This window comes from Halomonas llamarensis (assembly GCF_023555005.1).
GTDB classification, from domain to species: domain Bacteria; phylum Pseudomonadota; class Gammaproteobacteria; order Pseudomonadales; family Halomonadaceae; genus Vreelandella; species Vreelandella llamarensis.
The window spans coordinates 1-2,702 of sequence record NZ_JAMJPJ010000062.1; the positions used below are offsets into that span (position 1 = coordinate 1).

The window sequence follows — 2,702 nt, forward strand, 5'->3', positions numbered from 1 at the left end:
CCACGCAACACTCGCTACCGGCGGGTGGCTAGCCTTGGCCGGATGGGACTTTCACCCATTGGGTTTCACTTCATCCTTTCCCCCTTTTCAGGTGCCCGGATGACCAGGCTTCGCCTGGCGCACTAACTATTCAGCAGGTTCCAGGCTGCACTCGCCAACCTGCTGTCTCCCCTGGCATAGCAGTGCCATTCGGCAACTTTCTCATCCGGTGACATGACCATCAGCGATATCAACGTCGATGAGGCCCTGGTACGCGTCCGACAGCAGCTCAAGGAAGACCACACGGTCTCGCCTTCGCTGCGTTCTGCCATCGATGTGTTGATGCTGCTGGTCAAGCTGCTGGCGGCGGACCGACTGGCGACCAGCAGTCGCAATAGCAGCAAGCCACCCTCGCAGAACCCTAACCGCCAGCACCGCTCACGCACTAAAGGTAACCGCCGTCCCGGCGGTCAGCCAGGGCATGAAGGAACGACTTTGGCACCGGTCGATCATCCTGACGACGTCGTTTCCCTACCGATTGATCGTCGCACGCTCCCCAAGGGGCGCACCTATCGCGCGGTCGGCATCGAGAAGCGTTAGGCCAAGAACATCCTCATCCAGTCGATCGTCACCGAGTATGGAGGCCTACCAACGTACCGAGGCATTTGCCGAGTGGGTAATCCCAGCGCTATGTGAAGCCGCGACCGTGCTTTTCACCAACAATCAGGAGGAGCGTGATCTACACATGATCAAGGTCTAGCAGGGCCTGGCGGTCCACAGCAGTTGTTTGCCGGCTGAAGTGCCTGTGTTTATGCGACAGGACGAGACGAGCCAGGCAGCGTGAGCTGAACAGTTACATTTTATATAGCTACCGATTGCTATGTCGCTCTCCAACAGCATAGCGATAGACCAGCAAGGCCTAGGGCTTTCTAAGGGCGCAGGGTTGCCAATAGCGTTGAAATATGTGTAAATATACTAATAATAATATTTATATATCTCTATATTTATAAAGGATACACAGCATGTCAACGCCTGAACAAGCGTTAGCCGCGCCCCTTTTTGAGTCCTTCACCATGGGCCCGGTAACCCTGCCTAACCGCATCGTCATGGCCCCCATGACGCGCAACCAGTCACCCAATGGCATACCGGGCGACAACGTGGCGAATTACTATCGCAGCCGTGCCGAAGGGGGTGTTGGGCTGATCATTACTGAGGGCACCTACATTGATCATCCCGGCGCCAACGGCTACCCCGACGTACCAGCCTTTCATGGCGAGCAGGCACTAGCCGGCTGGCAGCGGGTGGTAGAGGGCGTTCACGCCGCCGGTGGGAAGATTGTCCCGCAGCTGTGGCACGTAGGCCGTGAACGCCGCCCAGGCGTCGAGCCGGATACTAGCGTGCCCGGCTTTGGTCCGATGGCTATCAGTGAAGACGGCGCTGAAATTGTCCGCGCCATGAACGAACAGGACATGCTTGACGTGGCGGCTTCCTTTGCTCGTGCCGCAAGCGATGCTCAACGCCTTGGATTTGACGGTATCGAGCTACACGGCGCCCACGGTTATTTGATCGACCAATTCCTATGGTCTGAGAGCAACCAGCGCACGGATGCCTATGGCGGTAGCCCGGAAAATCGACTGCGCTTTCCCCGCATGATCGTACGCGCCGTGCGTGAGGCGGTGGGCCCGGAATTCCCGATCATCTTCCGCTTCTCTCAGTGGAAGCTGTCTGATTATACGGCTATTATTGCTGAAACGCCCGAGGCGCTGGGCGAGCTCCTCAAGCCGTTAGCCGATGACGGTGTCGACATCTTTCATGCCAGCACGCGCCGTGTCTGGGAGCCCGGTTTTGCAGGCAGTGAAAAAACGCTGGCAACCTTGGCCCGGGAACTGACCGGTAAGCCGGTCATCGCCGTTGGCAGCGTGGGGCTAGACAAGACTTTTCGCACTGGCCACTTTACGCGCACGGAAGACCCGACCTCGAAAAGCCGTGTCAATGTAGAAGAACTAGCGATGTGGCGCTCACGCAATGATTTTGATCTGATTGCAATTGGCCGCGCCCTCCTCTCTGACCCCCAGTGGGCCAACAAAGTGCGTGATGGGCGCCTTCAAGAACTCTCAGATTTTGACAGCAGCGCCCTCGAAGGGCTGGTGAGTTGATACACGCCGGGCAGGCTGCCTCGGCAGCCTGCCCGTTAAAGCGTATACTGATCAGGCTCTCAACGCCTGGACGTATTCATGGATATCAATACCGTTTTAAGTGCGCTTGCTAACCCGGTGCGCCTCGACATTCTATCCTGGCTCAAGGAGCCAGAGCGCTACTTTCCACCGCAGAAGGATACTGCGCCGGAAGGTGGAATCTGTGTCAGTCACATTTGTGAAAAGACGGACCTTTCCCAACCGACCATTTCGCTGTATCTCTCCACGCTATCCCGTGCCGGCCTCGTCTCATCCGAACGTGTTGGACAGTGGACCTACTACCGTTATGAGCATGACGTTGTCGAAGCCTTTTTAAATGAGCTCAGCCAACGGCTATAGGACCCCGCCGTTGGCGTTGCTTCACCAGCACCGACTAGACAGGTTCAAGATAAACATTGGCTAATCGAGTAGGAAGGGGAGTCGCCTCCCCTGTCCTCTCACACCACCGGGCGTACGGTTCCGTACCACGGCGGTTCATGAACAACGGTTAAGCCATCTTACCGTATCGAGTATTGAGATCAGCCCCTG

3 protein-coding genes are annotated in these 2,702 nt (G+C 57.0%); all 3 read left to right on the forward strand.

Annotation, left to right across the window (positions count from 1 at the left end):
* The first annotated feature begins 213 nt into the window (after positions 1 to 213).
* Positions 214 to 579, forward strand: coding sequence for a DUF6444 domain-containing protein (locus tag M8006_RS17450; RefSeq protein ID WP_250084451.1), 366 nt, complete (start codon positions 214 to 216; stop codon positions 577 to 579).
* 422 nt (positions 580 to 1,001) lie between these two features.
* A complete protein-coding gene (locus M8006_RS17455) occupies positions 1,002 to 2,135 on the forward strand; it encodes an NADH:flavin oxidoreductase (protein WP_250084453.1) in 1,134 nt (377 codons plus the stop codon).
* Between the two features lie 78 nt (positions 2,136 to 2,213).
* On the forward strand, positions 2,214 to 2,513 hold the full coding sequence (locus tag M8006_RS17460; protein ID WP_250084455.1) for an ArsR/SmtB family transcription factor: 300 nt from the start codon (positions 2,214 to 2,216) through the stop codon (positions 2,511 to 2,513).
* The last annotated feature ends 189 nt before the right edge of the window (positions 2,514 to 2,702 follow it).